The organism is Ruegeria sp. O5 (genome assembly GCF_056535105.1).
In genome coordinates, this window is sequence record NZ_JBQERN010000003.1 from 57,927 (window position 1) to 72,483 (window position 14,557).

A 14,557-nucleotide genomic window follows, 5' to 3' on the forward strand; every position below is an offset into this window, starting at 1 on the left:
GGTCAGGGGGTGATCACAATTTTGCCTGTCGATTTTCGCTCTTTCAGCAACCGCATGGCCTGCGCGACCTCATCAAGAGGCAAGACGTGGCTGATGTGTGGATTGATGCGGCCCTCGGTGTGCCAGCGGAAAAGGGTGTCAAAACTTTCGCGTACGGCTTCTGGCCGGAATTTCAGATACCCGCCAATGTAAAAGCCGATCACGGTCAGGTTCTTGACCAGCAGATGATTGGCGGGGATTTGCGGAACTTCCCCGCCGGCAAACCCGATGGGCAGCAGGCGGCCTTCGGGATTGGTGGCGCGGAAGGCCGCCTTGAACACATCGCCGCCGATTGCGTCATAAACGACATCCGCGCCGCCAAGCGATCTAACCCGCTCCCTCAGGTCCTCTGCGGCATCAATCAGGTGATCGGCCCCTGCGGCGCGGGCAACGGCCAGCTTTTCGGGGCCGCGGGCCTGAGCGATGACGGTGGCACCCATGAGCTTGCCGATTTCAACCGCGGTCAGCCCGACGCCCCCGGCTGCGCCGGTGACCAGAAGCGTCTCACCGGGTTGCAGCCGGGCACGGTGGTCAAGGGCCATGTGACTGGTGCCATAGGCTATCTGGATCGCTGCCGCGTCTTCGAAACGGGTCGTGTCCGGCAGCGGGATCGCGCGATCGGCGTCGAAAACGCCATATTCTGCCAGACCGCCCTGACCGGAATAGACGGCGATCCGATCGCCCGGTTTCAGGGTGGACACACCTGGACCGATGGTATCCACGACACCGGCGATTTCCATACCCAAAGTAAACGGCGCAGGCGGTGTATCCTGATACGTGCCTTTCTGCATCAGCAGATCAGCGAAATTCAACCCGCAGGCTTTGATCGCAACCCGTACCTGACCCTCACCCGGCTCGGGTTTCGGTACATCGCACAGCTGGGCAACTGCCCCGTCAGATCTAATACAATAGGCCTTCATTTGGTTCCTCACGTGCTTGGGGCATAGGCACGTGAGCTGTGCGAGATGTCAATTCCTTATGCGCGGCGTCATGAAACGCCTGAAAATCTGTCGCATGTCCAGCCGGGCCACGCGAACAGCGGGCAGGGCATTTGACGCATACAACCACAGCCCTTGTGAGGGGGGATCGACTCAACCAGCTTGAAAAAAAATTCAAAACCGGCAATATTGGCAAGCAGTGCTGGTAACGGGGGACGGCACAGTCCGGATCTGGGGGCGGTTAAGGAAGCCCCTATTGGTATTGCGATCTCGGACGTCGCACGATCCCGTACAAATGTGTGTGTAGTAGAGGAGAATACCAATGACTCATCACGTCGATGTCCATGTGGGCAAGCGCGTTCGGCATCGCCGCTGGCTGATTGGGATGACCCAGCAACAATTGGCGCAGCAAGTTGGTATCAAGTTTCAGCAAATCCAGAAATATGAGACCGGAGCCAACCGAATCAGCGCGTCCCGCCTGTGGGACATTGCCGAGGCATTGGACGTACCGGTCAGCTTCTTCTTTGAAGGTCTGGAAGAGGCCCAGAAAAGCAGCGCGGAAAAGAAATCTGTTCCAGCCGATCTGATGGGCGATAAAGAAGCCCTGGATCTAGTTCGCTCTTACTACGCAATTCCGGAAAACCAGCGCCGCCGCCTGTTTGAACTTGCACGTGTCCTCAGCGACGTCGCCTGATCAGACCGGCTTGACTTTGTCAGGTAATGCCCGCACCAGAGTGCCATGCATCCGGCGAGTTTAAGCGACATTGAAATTGCAGAAGAAATGGCCGAAGCGGCACGCGCGGCCATTCTTCCTTTTTTCCGTCAGACCAATCTGGAAACTGCGAACAAGCTGACCGAAGGGTTTGACCCCGTCACCGTAGCGGATCGGGCCGCTGAAAAAGCCATGCGAGAGGTGCTGTCCCGATTGCGCCCTGAAGATGGCGTATTGGGTGAAGAATACGGTGCGCACAAGGGCAGCAGTGGCCGAACCTGGGTTCTGGACCCCATCGACGGCACGCGCGGGTTTATCAGTGGCACACCAACCTGGGGCGTTCTGATCGCGCTCAGCACAGCAGACGGGCCGATCATGGGGGTGATTGATCAGCCCTACATTGGCGAACGCTTTGTCGGATCGACAGCTGGTGCGCAGCTTACAGGGCCGCTGGGGACCAGTAAGCTGCAAACACGGGGGACGAAATCTCTAGCGCAGGCGACGCTGTTCACCACTTTTCCTGAAGTCGGCACCCCGGATGACCGGGCCGGGTTTCAGGCCGTATCAGAACAGGTGCAACTGACCCGGTATGGAATGGACTGCTACGCTTATGCCTTGTTAGCCGCTGGGCAGGCGGATCTGGTGATCGAAGCAGGGCTGAACTCGTATGACATTCAGGCCCCTATTGCGGTTATTCAGGCGGCAGGTGGAATTGTGACCGACTGGCAAGGCGGCCCGGCGCATGAGGGCGGTCGTGCATTGGCCGCAGCCAACGCAGAGATACATGCAGAGGCGCTTCAGATCCTGCGTCGGTTCTGAAACCTGTTGTCGCAGATCCCGATGGCGGGTACATAATACACAGTCGGTTCTTGAGCCCGTTTTCCGCCGACCTTCGCACTCCTTGCAAGAGACGGGCAGATGCAGGAGCGCGACATGACAGAAATCCTACTCAAAAACGCTGATCTGATCCTGACGATGGACGAGTCCCGGCAGGAACTCCCCGGGGCTGACATTTTGATCCGCGACGGCCAGATCGCGGGGATCGGGCACGGATTGCAGGCACAAGGCGAGGTTCACGATGTTTCGGGCTGTCTGGTGACACCCGGGCTGGTGAACACCCATCACCATCTTTACCAAACATTGACCCGCGCGGTGCCGGGCGGGCAGGATGCATTGCTGTTCGGGTGGCTTCAGACACTCTATCCGATTTGGGCGAAGTTCGGACCAGACGAGATGTTCACCTCGGCCCAGATCGGTTTGGCAGAGCTGGCACTGTCAGGCTGTACGCTCAGTTCTGATCACCTGTACCTCTATCCCAATGGTTCGCGGCTGGAGGATACGATTGCTGCCGCATCCGAGTTGGGGATGCGGTTTCACCCAACACGCGGCGCGATGAGCATCGGTGAAAGTGATGGCGGCCTGCCACCGGACAGTCTGGTTGAAGAAGAAGCAGCCATACTGGACGACATGATCCGTGTCGTGGATGCGTTTCACGATCCGTCAGAAGGATCGATGTGCCGCGTAGGTCTGGCCCCGTGTTCACCGTTTTCCGTCAGCCGGGACCTGATGCGAGATGCAGCCCTTCTGGCACGGGACAAAGGCGTGATGTTGCATACACATCTGGCTGAAAACGATGAAGATATCGCCTATTCACAGGCTCAGTTCGGTTGTCGGCCCGGTCAATACGCCGAAGATCTGGGTTGGACTGGCCCGGATGTGTGGCACGCCCATTGTGTCAAGTTGGACGGGGCCGAGATTGATCTGTTTTCGCGTACGAAAACTGGTGTCGCTCATTGCCCATGTTCGAACTGCCGTCTGGGATCAGGCATCGCGCCGGTGCGGGCGATGCGCGATGCGGGGGTAAAGGTAGGTCTCGGCGCTGATGGGTCGGCCAGTAATGACAACGGCAATCTGATGCTTGAGGCTAGGCAGGCGCTGCTGTTGCAGCGGGTGGTCAATGGGGCAGATGCGATGTCGGCCCGTGAAGCGTTGGAGATTGCGACACGTGGCGGGGCCGATGTGCTGGGGCGTCCCGATTGCGGGCGGCTTATGCCGGGAAAACGTGCGGATGTCGCTGTTTGGGATATGCGCTGTATCGAAAGCGCAGGCAGTTGGGACCCGGCAGCTCTGCTTCTGGCAGGTCCGATGCAGGTAAAGCACCTGTTTGTCGAAGGCCACCAGATCGTGCGGGATGGGCATATCACGACGATTGACCTGCCCCGCGTGATTGAGCGTCAAAACATTCTTGCCAAGGGGTTGCAGGCCTAAGCGGCCTGCCGCCCACCAATCCAGACCTCGGCCACAGCCCGATCATCACCCATCATGATGGTCGGGAAGATTGCCTCCCAAACATCGTTTGCACAAGCTTCGCGCTGGGCGATGGCCGGGGTCGAGGCGAGATCAATCACGACCAGATCCGCCTCCATTCCCGGAGCAATGTTGCCGATGCAATCATCCATCCGCAGGCTGCGCGCCGACCCGACTGTACCCAGCCACAGCAATTGCGCCGGATGCAGGGGGCGCCCACGCAACTGACCGATTTCATATGCGGCAGCCATGGTGCGAAGCATTGAAAAACTTGATCCGCCACCGGTATCCGTTGCCAAACCGATCCGGTGGCCATCGTGGATCAAGCCGTTCATGTCGAACAGACCCGACCCGATAAAGGTGTTCGAGGTGGGGCAGTGGATCAATGACGCATCAACCTCGCGCAGACGATCGCGTTCCCGGTCTTCCAGATGGATGACATGCCCATAAAGTCCGTTCTGCCCCAGCAGCCCGAACTTTTCGTAAGTGTCCAGATAGTCCCGCGCATCGGGGAACAGGGAGCGGACCCACTCGATTTCGTCTGTCTGCTCGCTCAGGTGTGTTTGCATCAGGCAATGGGGATGTTCCGCCCAAAGCGCGCCCATGGCCTCAAGCTGTTCAGGGGTGGACGTAGGTGAAAACCGGGGTGTGATGGCATAGGACAGGCGGTCGACACGGTGCCATTTCTCAAGCAGCGCGGCAGATTGGTCATAGGCCGTCTGGGCCGTGTCACGCAGACCATCAGGCGCATTGCGATCCATGCAGGTCTTGCCCGCGACCACGCGCTGTCCCCGTTGTTGCGCGGCAGTGAAAAAGGCATCCACGCTTTCGGGGTGGATGGTGCAAAAACTGCACATCGTCGTGGTGCCATGGGCGGCAGTCAGATCCAGATAACGGTTGGCGATTTCAGAGGCGTATTCAGGATCACCAAACTTCATCTCTTCGGGGAAGGTGTAGGTGTTCAGCCAGTCGATCAACCGCTTCCCCCAACTGGCGATCATGGCCGTCTGAGGGTAGTGCACATGCGGGTCAACGAAACCCGCGATGATCAGGTGATTTCCATGGTCCTTGATGACGGCATCAGGGTGACGCCGCATCAGCGTATCAGACGCTCCGACATCAGCAACGCGCCCTTTGTCAATCACGACCGCTTCATCCAGCCGGGTCGCTTCGGTTGGCTCTCCGTCAAAGGGTGAGCCTGTGAAACTCAGAACGTGCCCTTTCAAAAGCGTCTTTTGCGCCATTTGCCCTGTTCTCCACCTGTTTGGGACCGCGCTGTAGCATAGGCAGACGAAAGAAGTGGGTAAATCGGCGCATTGTCATTGTTTTCTGGTAGCTGCTTCTTCTATTTAGGGGCCAATCGCCGAAAGAAGGGGGCAGCGCATGACGACAGGCAATAACCAAGCCGAACACGATCTGCCCCAGGACGAAGACGCGTATGCGCTGGATCGCCGGACCGTGGCGGCGATCCTTTATGCGGTTGATGTGGATGATCGCGACAAACTGATTGAGCTGATGGAGCCGCTGCACGCGGCCGATATCGCTGACCTTTTGGAGCAGATCAATCCTTATGACCGGGCCCGGCTGATCCGGCTTTATGATAAGGAATTTGACGGCGACATCCTGTCTGAACTGGACGAAGCGGTCCGCGAGGAAATCATCGCCGTCCTGACCCCCGAGGTTCTGGCGGAAGCCGTGCGCGAGATGGAAAGCGACGACGTCGTTGACCTTCTGGAAGATCTTGAGGAACCGCAGCAGGAAGCCATTCTGGACGCGCTCGAAGATTCCGAGCGGCTAGCGGCGCAACAGGCGCTGGCTTACCCCGAGAGTTCGGCTGGTCGTTTGATGCAGCGCGAGGTCGTCATGGCACCCGAGCATTGGACCGTCGGTCAGGCCATCGACTTCATGCGTGCCAATGACGATCTGCCCGAGCAGTTCTATCATGTTGTTCTGGTCGATCCGCGCCTGAAACCAACAGCGCAGGTGACATTGGGCAAGCTGATGGCGTCCCGTCGTGAGGTGCCGTTGCGCGATCTGGCGGAAGAGGAGTTTCACATCATCCCCGTTGATCAGGACGAGGAGGACGTGGCTTACGCCTTCAACCAGTATCACCTGATCTCGGCCCCCGTGGTGGATGCCGATGGGCGCCTGGTTGGTGTGATCACCATCGATGACGCGATGGTCGTTCTGGATGAAGAGCACGAAGAAGACATCCTGCGCCTTGCCGGTGTGAGCGACGAAAGCTCTCTGTCCGACAGTGTCGCGGCGACCAGTCGGCGACGGTTGCCCTGGCTGGCGGTAAACCTGTGCACGGCAATCTGTGCTTCGTTGGTAATCTCACAATTTGCGGCGGCTATTGACCAGCTTGTCGCGCTGGCCATCCTGATGCCGATTGTTGCATCCATGGGGGGCAATGCGGGAACGCAGTCGCTGACCGTTGCAGTGCGCGCACTGGCGACGCGCGATCTGACCAATTCAAACGTGATGCGCGTTATCAGGCGGGAACTGCTGGTGGGCGTGTTGAACGGGCTCTGTTTTGCCATTGTACTGGGGACCGTGGGGATGCTGTGGTTCGGTTCACCTTGGCTGGGTGTCGTGATTGGGTCAGCCTTGGTCGTGAACATGATCATCGCGGGCTTTGCAGGTACGGTAGTACCGGTAGTGCTGGATCGTCTGGGAATTGACCCGGCTCTGGCGTCAGGAACCTTTGTGACAACCACAACCGATGTCATGGGATTCTTCATCTTTCTTGGGCTAGCCAGTGTGGTGCTATTGTGACCGATCTGACTGAAATCAAAGCAGCTGCACGCAAAGCGGCGTTTGCGCGCCGCAAGGTCGCGTTCGACACGCGTGTTCCCGGTGCAGCCGGACGTTTGTCCGAGGTTCTGGCGGGTTATCGCGGTGTGCCCTTGTCAGGCTACATGCCGATCCGGACCGAGATCGACCCGGTATCCGCCATGGCTGAAGCTTCGGCTTATGGGCCTGTTGGTGTTCCAGTGATCCAAGCCGCTGGAAAACCGCTGAAATTTTCGCGCTGGACGCCGGAAGGACCGCTGAAAGACGGCCCATTCGGTGCCAGAGTGCCCGAGGTCGATGATTATTTCGACCCCGAGATCCTGATCGTACCGCTGGTGGCTTTTGATGCCAACGGCGGGCGTCTGGGATATGGCGGTGGATTTTATGATCGCACGCTGGAAGGATTGCGAGGCAAGCGCGCGACACTGGCTATCGGTTTCGCTTTTGACGCGCAAGAGGCGCAGGATCTGCCGCTGGAGCCAACCGATCAGCCGTTGGACATAGTTATCACGGAAAGCCGGGTGCTGACGTTTTAAGCCTCATTGCTGAAAGTGGCCGCGTAGATAGTCCCAGGCATCCACTTCCGTGCCGTCCTTCAGGATGCAGACACCAAAGACGCTTCCGTCTTCGTTCTTCCGAAGTTGGTAAACTCCATCATTCTCGACGCAAAAGGTTGCTGCGGGATTGGGCATGGATGTCTTTGTGCCTTGCGCCATAACGCCCGAAGCGACCACAAGGCCGACTGTCAGTATTGCCGATAACTTCACAACATGTCCTTTTGACTTATGCGCATGGCTATGATTTTGCCGCGCCTGCATGCAATTTCAAGTTCGGGCTCAACTTAAATTTCACGGTTCCGCCTTGTTATTGCCCAGCACAGCCCCTACGACCCGGATCATGAGGATTTTGTTTCTTGGTGATGTCATGGGGCGCGCGGGGCGCGCGGCCGTTCAGCAGCATTTGCCGCGCCTGCGCGACGAATGGCGGCTGGATTTCGTTGTGGTCAATGGCGAAAACGCGTCGAACGGCATGGGGTTAAGCGGCGATCACGCCAAGCTGCTGCTGGATGCCGGTGCAGATTGCCTGACACTGGGCGATCATGCGTTCGACCAGAAGGACATGCTGCAATATATCGAGAAAGAACAGCGCATCGTGCGCCCGGTGAACTATGCCAAGGGCGCGCCGGGGCGGGGGCACCGGCTGTTCAACGCACCCGGAGGGCGCAAGGTTCTGGTGGTGCAGGTATTGGGGCAGGTCTTTATGAAACGGCCATTCGACGACCCGTTCTCGGCCATAGAGCCCATCCTGAAATCGCACCCCAGGGGCGGGCAGGCACAAGCCATCATTGTCGATATGCATTGTGAGGCGACGTCCGAGAAGATGGCCATGGGTCACTATTGCGACAAGCGCGCCAGCCTTGTGGTGGGCACACATACCCATGTACCGACAGCGGATTCGCAGATTCTGCCGGGCGGCACAGGCTATCTGACGGATGCGGGCATGTGCGGCGACTATGACTCGGTCATTGGTATGGACAAGCAGGAACCGATGCGCCGGTTCATAACCGGGATGCCCAAGACCCGGTTTACCCCTGCCAATGGCGAGGCCACGCTGAGCGGAGTGTTCGTCGAAACGGATGATCGCGACGGTCAGGCCAAATCTGTTCGCATGGTGCGCGTTGGTGGGCGTTTGGAACAAGCCGGGCCTGATTAACGAACGTCGGGCTTGCCCTGCCACGCGCAATGCGTGAAACTGCATGTCATCAGGCGCTTGGGCCAGGGTTCGGACAGAATACCACGAATGAATTTCCTTCCACTGACAGAGACGGGCAGCGCAATTCTGGCGCTGCTGATTGTTGCGAGCATGTTCGTCATGTTCCTGCGCGAGATTTATCCGACCGAGGTCGTGGCCATCGGCGGTGTCTCACTGATGCTGGTCACAGGGATATTGCCCTATCAAAGCGCGCTGGCGGTCTTGTCCAATCCCGCGCCCTGGACGATTGGGGCGATGTTCATCATCATGGGGGCCTTGGTGCGGACAGGGGCCTTGGACGCCTTCACGTCGACCGCGCAAAGGCAGGCGCAGGTCAACCCGCGCATTGCCATCGGATTGCTGATGGGGTTTGTCGTTCTGGCCTCGGCTTTTGTGTCGAACACGCCCGTTGTTGTAGTCATGATCCCGGTCTTTGTTCAGATCGCCCGCACGCTGAACGTACCCGCGTCAAAGCTGCTAATTCCGCTCAGCTATGCCGCCATTCTCGGCGGGACACTGACGTTGATCGGAACGTCCACCAACCTGCTGGTGGATGGTGTGGCCCGCGCGCAGGGGATGAAAGCCTTTTCGATATTCGAGGTCACGCCGCTGGGGATTGCACTGGTGATCTACGGCATGATCTATCTGCGCTTCATTGCCCCCAGATTACTGCCCGAGCGGGACAGCATGGCCTCGTTGCTCAGCGACCGGTCCAGAATGAAGTTTTTCACCGAAGCGGTCATTCCGCCCGACAGCAACCTGATCGGGCGTGAAGTGACCGGCGTTCAGTTGTTCAAACGTCCCGGCGTGCGTCTGATCGACGTGGTCCGGGGCGATGAATCGCTGCGGCGCAATCTGAAGGGCGTTGAATTGCAGGTCGGTGACCGCGTGGTCCTGCGGACCGAGATGACCGAACTTCTGAGCCTTCAGACCAACAAAGAGCTCAAGCGCGTGGATCAGGTTTCCGCTGTCGAGACCAAGACAGTCGAGGTTCTGATCACACCCGGATGCCGGATGGTGGGGCGGACATTGGGAATGCTGCGGTTGCGGCGCCGGTATGGTGTCTATGTTCTGGCCGTTCACCGCCGCAATCAGAATATCGGTCGCCAGTTGGATGACCTGGTGGTTCGGGTAGGGGATACACTACTGCTGGAGGGCGCCCCGGCAGATATCCAGCGCCTTGCAGCGGACATGGATATGGTGGATGTCAGCCAACCTTCTGCACGCGCCTTCCGTCGCAGCCATGCGCCAATTGCAATTGGCGCGCTGGTTGGGATCGTCGTCCTTGCAGCGCTGGGTGTCGCGCCGATCCTGCTGTTGTCGATTGTGGCCGTAGCCGTGGTTCTTCTGACCCGCTGCATCGACGCGGACGAGGCGTTCTCCTTTGTCGAAGGTCGCCTGTTGGCGCTGATCTTCGCGATGCTCGCCATCGGTGCGTCACTGGACAGCTCTGGCGCGGTTTCACTGATTGTCGAGGCCGTAGCTCCGGGACTAAGCGCTCTGCCGCCCTTCCTGATCATCTGGGCGATCTACCTGCTGACCTCGGTGCTGACCGAACTGGTCTCCAACAATGCGGTCGCGGTTGTGGTCACGCCAATAGCCATTGGACTGGCCCAGGCCGTCGGAATGGACCCGCGCCCGTTGGTGGTTGCCGTTATGGTGGCGGCTTCGGCGTCCTTTGCAACACCGATCGGATACCAGACCAACATGATGGTCTACGGCCCTGGCGGCTACAGGTTCACCGATTTCATGAAGGTGGGTGTTCCGCTAAATCTGACAGTCGGATTGTTGGCATCCCTGCTTATTCCATTGATCTGGCCTTTGTGATTTCGGCGCAGAATTGCCACTTTGTCGAAGCGCATCTTGCAAAGATCCAAGGGCACACGATCTTTTGCGAAGAGGTTTTGCAAAAGGATTTGACCTATGCAGCATTTGGGTCGCGCAATATGGGCGGGTGCAGCAACTTGGGTAGCGTTAAGCGGTGTCGCCATTGCCGGTGCAGTTGAAGGGACCGCCACGTACCGAGAGCGCATTGCACTGCCACCGGACGCAACCCTTTATGTCGAGCTTCAGGATATCTCGCTGGCCGATGCCCCCGCTGTCACACTTGCCGCGCAACGGTATGCGCTGAGCGGGGTGCCCGCGCAGTTCAAATTGACTTATGACGATGCGCTGATCATGGACGCTCATCGCTATGCTGTGCGGGCGTCAGTGATGCAGGGGCAAAACCTGCTGTTCACCACAGATACAGTTTACCCCGTTCTGACGAATGGGGCAGAAAATGCCGCTGATCTTCTGTTGGTTCAGGTCCAGGGGCAAGGGTCGGCAGCGCTGGACAACACCCAATGGGCCGCCTCGGGCCTGAATGGTGCGCCTGTCGAATCCGAAAAACGCCCCGAGCTTGTCTTTGGTCAGGATGGGGTCTTTTCAGGAAGCAGCGGCTGTAACCGGTTCAGTGGTCAGGCCGAAATTTCCGGTAATCGCATTGCGTTTCCAGACAACATGGCGGCAACACTCATGGCGTGCCCGCCCCCGCTGGACGCGGTTGAGCGGCAATTCCTGCAAGCCTTGCAAAACGTTACGACATTCGCGATGCAGGGCAACGCTCTGGCTCTGCTAGATGCGCAGGGCCAGCCGGTGATCAAACTGGTGCGCAAGTAACAGGGAAAGTGCGTCAGGCAACGGCCCTTGATCGCCCGGCATTGCGACCGGAAAAGATGCAGCCGCCCAGGAATGTACCCTCCAGCGCGTTGTAGCCGTGATAGCCACCGCCGCCGAATCCGGCGACTTCGCCAGCAGCGAACAGTCCCGGTACGACATTGCCGTCTGATCCAATCATCTGACTGTCCAGATTGGTCTGCAAACCGCCCAGAGATTTGCGTGTCAGAATATGCAGCTTGACGGCAATCAGCGGGCCGTTGGCCGGATCCAGAAACTTGTGCGGTTTGGCTGTGCGGATCAGTTTATCTCCGCGGTAATTGCGCGCGGCAAGGATCGCCATCATCTGCGCGTCTTTCGAAAATGGGTTGTCGACCTGCGAATCCCGGGCTTCGATCTGGGCACGCAGATGAGCCTCGTCTATAGGAGTGTCGCCCAGATGGTTCATGCCATTGACCAGTTCGGTCAGCGTGTTGGCAACAACAAAATCCTCACCTTTTTCCTTGAACGCCTCGACCGGGGCAGTTGCGCTGGAACCTGACAGAATGCGCTGACGGATAACCTCTTTCCAGCTGCCCGAAGTGAAGTCGGGGTTTTGTTCCGACCCGGACAGCGCAAATTCCTTTTTGATCACCTTCTGGGTCAGAACGAACCAGCTGTATTCATATCCGGTTTTCAGGATCTCACGCAGTGTCCCCAATGTGTCGAACCCCGGCAGACAGGGCGGTGCCAGGCGGTTGCCCCTGGCGTCAAACCACATTGAACTTGGGCCGGGCAGGATGCGAATGCCGTGGGCGGGCCAGATCGGGTCCCAGTTGCGGACGCCTTCGGTGTAATGCCACATCCGATCACCATTGATGACATGGCCCCCCGCTTTTTCGCTGATTGCGATCATGCGGCCATCAACGTGAAAGGGTACCCCTGCAACCATGTCTTTGGGAGGCTCACCCAAACGGTCCCGGGGCCAATTTTGACGCACCATGTCAAAATTGCCGCCAATACCGCCGGAGGTGACGATGATCGACGGGGCATAAACTTCGAACTCGCCAACCTCATCGCGGTTGGTTTTGCCACCGCGCTGGGAGGTGTCATCGGCCAGAATTTCTCCGGAAACACCTTTGGCGGTTCCGTTCTGCATGATGATATGGCTGACCTGGTGGCGGAACTTCATCTGGATCAATCCGGCGCTGACATGGTCGCGGACACGTCGGATAAAGTGTTCAAGAACGCCGGGGCCGGTGCCCCATGTGATGTGAAAGCGCGGGACCGAGTTGCCGTGCCCCGTCGCATAAGACCCGCCACGTTCGGCCCAGCCAACGACCGGAAACCAGCGCAGGCCCATTTCGTGCAGCCACTGACGCATCTCGCCAGCCGCAAACTCGATATAGGCTTCGGCCCATTTGCGGGGCCATGCGTCTTCGTCACGGTCAAACTGTGCGCTGCCCATCCAGTCGCGCAACGCCAGATCGTGGCTGTCGCGTATACCCATGCGGCGCTGTTCGGGGGTGTCGACCATGAACAGTCCACCAAGGCTCCAGAACGCCTGACCGCCCAGAAAGGTTTCGGGTTCCTGATCGAGTATGATTACCTTTTTGCCTCGGTCGCCCAGTTCGGCTGCGGCGGCCAATCCGGCCAGACCAGCACCGATTACGATCGCATCAGCAGTGTTGTTTGTCATAACGGTCCTTTCAGCGCCTGCGGAACCAGACAAGAAACGGCAGAACCACGGCGTACATCGTAATGCCATAAACCGCCGAGGGCAGGGCCAGCGGGCTGAACCCGCTTTCGGTATTCGTGATCAGCGCCGCCAGTGTAATGCCCAGCGTGGAGTTTTGAATACCGGTTTCGATCGAGATCGTCTTGCACTCATTCCAGGACAGGTTTGATATCCGCGCAAGCCCCAGCCCGATGAACAGCAGGGTGATATTCAAAGAAATCAAGCCTGCGCCCATGATGCCAAGATTGTCGACGAACAATTGCCAGTTCCCGGCCAGTGCCGCGGCAACGATCAGCACGAACAAAACGGTCGCGAGCGTTGACAATCCCGGCTCTACGCGGTTTGCAAACTCCGTTGCAAAGTAGCGAATTCCGACCCCGATTGCCACAGGCAGCGTTGTTATCAGAAACAATGCAACAGCCAGCCCGGTGATCGAAACCTCGGGGGCTTCGTCGCCCATGAAGTGCCTGATCGACCACGCGGCCAGTATTGGCACGGTCACCATCGACAAAAGGCTGATCACCGCGGTCAGGCTGACTGAAAGCGCGACATCGGCTTTGGCGAGCTTGGAGAGGATGTTGCTGGTTACGCCGCCCGGGCAAAAACTGAGCAGCATGAAACCAACCGCGATCTCGGGGGGCAATGCAAAGATTGTGACCGTCACAAAGGCTGCGACTGGCAAGAGAACAATCTGGCTTACCGCCCCGATGGCAAAGGCGCGTCGCCGGCTCAGGATACGACGGAAGTCTGCCACCTCCAGCCCGATGCCCAGAGACAACATGATAATGGCAAGCGACACCGGCAAGCCGACATTCAAAAGCAAATCCAAGGACAACCCCTCCCAAAGTTGCGTCAGATCAGCCTATGCGAGGGGGCAAGGCGCAGGCAACCGCGCCGTTGGGTCACTCGTATCGCTGGACGAAACGGCGCAGGATTTCACCGGGTTGCGTAACCTCTGCCGAATGGCAATGGTCGATCAGTTTCTGCGCGTCTTCGGGCGGGAAGTAGCCATGGTTCTTGTAGATGTTGATGCGTTGTTCAAAGTCTTTGGCATCGGCTTCCGGGTGGAACTGAGTGGCATAGACGTTCTGGCCCCAGCGGATCATCTGGAACGGGCAGGGGTCGGACGCAACAAGGTGAACGCAGCCCTCGGGCAGGGTTTGAACCGCTTCTTTGTGACCAACAAAAGCATCAAAGGTGGCGTCCAATTCTGCGGTAAGCGGGTCTTGTTGTCCTTCGGGGGTCAGTTGGCACCTGGACGGCCCCACAGGCTCGCTGTACCGGGCTTTGCTGACGTCTCCATCCAGATGTACGGCCAGAATACCAAGGCCATAGCAGCACCCCATGAAGGGGTGATCCAACGCGGTAATCTGCGGCATCAAACCCAGGATTGCGGCTTCGATCCGCGCATCCGTCGCGGATTTGGTTGCGGGGTCATCACTGACGCATCCCGGTCCGCCGCCTACAATAACCCCCGCATAGTCGGCGACTTTCAGCCCTTCCGGCAGGTCTTCGCAATCCAGACGGATGCGGTGTGTGCGTTCGGGCGATAACCCGCTGCGGTTCAGGATCGAAGCATATTCTGCGTCGGAGGCATCCGTTTCCGGGCGCAGTTGCAGGATCAAAAAGCGTTTCATG

14 protein-coding genes are annotated in these 14,557 nt (G+C 58.5%); 8 read left to right on the forward strand and 6 right to left on the reverse strand.

Annotated features, from left to right (window positions below):
- Window positions 1–2: 2 nt before the first annotated feature.
- Window positions 3–959, reverse strand: a complete 957-nt coding sequence (locus tag ACR0M3_RS06425; protein ID WP_480910006.1) for an NADPH:quinone oxidoreductase family protein — start codon at window positions 957–959, stop codon at window positions 3–5.
- Between the two features lie 340 nt (window positions 960–1,299).
- On the opposite strand from ACR0M3_RS06425, the gene ACR0M3_RS06430 reads away from it, so the two are divergent.
- The 3 genes from ACR0M3_RS06430 to ACR0M3_RS06440 all read left to right on the forward strand — a co-directional run bounded on the left by ACR0M3_RS06430 (window position 1,300) and on the right by ACR0M3_RS06440 (window position 3,957).
- Complete coding sequence (locus ACR0M3_RS06430; protein ID WP_267365354.1) at window positions 1,300–1,671, forward strand: helix-turn-helix domain-containing protein; 372 nt, start codon at window positions 1,300–1,302, stop codon at window positions 1,669–1,671.
- Between the two features lie 45 nt (window positions 1,672–1,716).
- The gene (gene hisN, locus ACR0M3_RS06435; RefSeq protein ID WP_267365356.1) at window positions 1,717–2,508 is read left to right on the forward strand and encodes a histidinol-phosphatase; all 792 of its coding nucleotides are present in this window, start codon (window positions 1,717–1,719) and stop codon (window positions 2,506–2,508) included.
- 114 nt (window positions 2,509–2,622) lie between these two features.
- Window positions 2,623–3,957 (forward strand): 8-oxoguanine deaminase, encoded by a 1,335-nt coding sequence (locus tag ACR0M3_RS06440; RefSeq protein ID WP_480910007.1) that lies wholly within the window; start codon window positions 2,623–2,625, stop codon window positions 3,955–3,957.
- Here the strand turns inward: ACR0M3_RS06440 and guaD are convergent.
- Window positions 3,954–5,240, reverse strand: a complete 1,287-nt coding sequence (gene guaD / locus ACR0M3_RS06445) for a guanine deaminase (protein WP_480910008.1) — start codon at window positions 5,238–5,240, stop codon at window positions 3,954–3,956. The two genes, ACR0M3_RS06440 and guaD, sit on opposite strands and share 4 nt — an antisense overlap.
- A gap of 139 nt (window positions 5,241–5,379) precedes the next feature.
- Between guaD and mgtE the strand changes: the two genes are divergently transcribed.
- Window positions 5,380–6,774, forward strand: a complete 1,395-nt coding sequence (gene mgtE, locus ACR0M3_RS06450; RefSeq protein ID WP_480910009.1) for a magnesium transporter — start codon at window positions 5,380–5,382, stop codon at window positions 6,772–6,774.
- Window positions 6,771–7,328: a 5-formyltetrahydrofolate cyclo-ligase gene (locus tag ACR0M3_RS06455; RefSeq protein WP_480481990.1), complete on the forward strand. Its 558-nt coding sequence runs from the start codon at window positions 6,771–6,773 to the stop codon at window positions 7,326–7,328. The genes mgtE and ACR0M3_RS06455 overlap by 4 nt, the downstream gene beginning before the upstream one ends.
- A 3-nt stretch (window positions 7,329–7,331) precedes the next feature.
- Here ACR0M3_RS06455 and ACR0M3_RS06460 read toward each other — a convergent pair whose 3' ends face one another.
- On the reverse strand, window positions 7,332–7,559 hold the full coding sequence (locus tag ACR0M3_RS06460) for a putative hemolysin (RefSeq protein ID WP_480910010.1): 228 nt from the start codon (window positions 7,557–7,559) through the stop codon (window positions 7,332–7,334).
- A 130-nt stretch (window positions 7,560–7,689) separates the two neighbouring features.
- Between ACR0M3_RS06460 and ACR0M3_RS06465 the strand changes: the two genes are divergently transcribed.
- From ACR0M3_RS06465 to ACR0M3_RS06475, 3 genes are all read left to right on the forward strand, one after another.
- On the forward strand, window positions 7,690–8,505 hold the full coding sequence (locus ACR0M3_RS06465; RefSeq protein ID WP_209504607.1) for a TIGR00282 family metallophosphoesterase: 816 nt from the start codon (window positions 7,690–7,692) through the stop codon (window positions 8,503–8,505).
- 87 nt (window positions 8,506–8,592) lie between these two features.
- Window positions 8,593–10,371, forward strand: a complete 1,779-nt coding sequence (locus ACR0M3_RS06470) for an SLC13 family permease (RefSeq protein ID WP_480910011.1) — start codon at window positions 8,593–8,595, stop codon at window positions 10,369–10,371.
- A gap of 96 nt (window positions 10,372–10,467) precedes the next feature.
- Window positions 10,468–11,205, forward strand: a complete 738-nt coding sequence (locus ACR0M3_RS06475; protein WP_480910012.1) for a YbaY family lipoprotein — start codon at window positions 10,468–10,470, stop codon at window positions 11,203–11,205.
- A 13-nt stretch (window positions 11,206–11,218) separates the two neighbouring features.
- Here the strand turns inward: ACR0M3_RS06475 and ACR0M3_RS06480 are convergent, their stop codons facing one another.
- The 3 genes from ACR0M3_RS06480 to ACR0M3_RS06490 all read right to left on the reverse strand — a co-directional run bounded on the left by ACR0M3_RS06480 (window position 11,219) and on the right by ACR0M3_RS06490 (window position 14,556).
- Window positions 11,219–12,880 carry an FAD-binding dehydrogenase gene (locus ACR0M3_RS06480; RefSeq protein WP_480869749.1) on the reverse strand — a complete coding sequence of 554 codons (1,662 nt, stop codon included), beginning with the start codon at window positions 12,878–12,880 and terminating at the stop codon, window positions 11,219–11,221.
- Between the two features lie 10 nt (window positions 12,881–12,890).
- Window positions 12,891–13,748, reverse strand: a complete 858-nt coding sequence (locus ACR0M3_RS06485; RefSeq protein ID WP_480481982.1) for a bile acid:sodium symporter family protein — start codon at window positions 13,746–13,748, stop codon at window positions 12,891–12,893.
- Between the two features lie 73 nt (window positions 13,749–13,821).
- Entirely contained in the window at window positions 13,822–14,556 is a 735-nt protein-coding gene (locus tag ACR0M3_RS06490) for a glutamine amidotransferase (protein ID WP_480910013.1), read from the reverse strand.
- Window position 14,557: the final 1 nt, after the last annotated feature.